Origin of the sequence: Legionella rubrilucens (assembly GCF_001468125.1) — a bacterium.
Classification (GTDB): Bacteria; Pseudomonadota; Gammaproteobacteria; order Legionellales; family Legionellaceae; genus Legionella_C; species Legionella_C rubrilucens.
In genome coordinates this window covers 113,308-113,621 of record NZ_LNYT01000022.1, presented here as the reverse complement: position 1 = coordinate 113,621, position 314 = coordinate 113,308, and the positions used below count along the sequence as shown (strand labels likewise).

Here is a 314-nt window from a genome sequence, read left to right as displayed (position 1 = left end):
GGGGTGAAGTCGTAACAAGGTAGCCGTAGGGGAACCTGCGGCTGGATCACCTCCTTAAAATAAGAGTCGTACGACGTTTCAGGGTGTCCACACAGTTTGTTTTCAAGAAGAAGAAAAAGCATTGAAAGAATGCTGATTGGCCGGTCCAAGTCAACATTCTATGAATTGGGTCTGTAGCTCAGTTGGTTAGAGCGCACCCCTGATAAGGGTGAGGCCGGTGGTTCGAGTCCACCCAGACCCACCACCATGCTGATTCTTCGTCGTGTTCAGATTAATTCACATTGTTTTCAGTGTCATTTGATCTGAGTATGGCT

At 47.8% G+C, this 314-nt stretch carries 1 tRNA gene; it reads left to right on the top strand.

Annotated elements, in window-relative coordinates:
- Positions 1 to 167 precede the first annotated feature (167 nt).
- Positions 168 to 244 (top strand) — tRNA-Ile (locus Lrub_RS12235).
- The last annotated feature ends 70 nt before the right edge of the window (positions 245 to 314 follow it).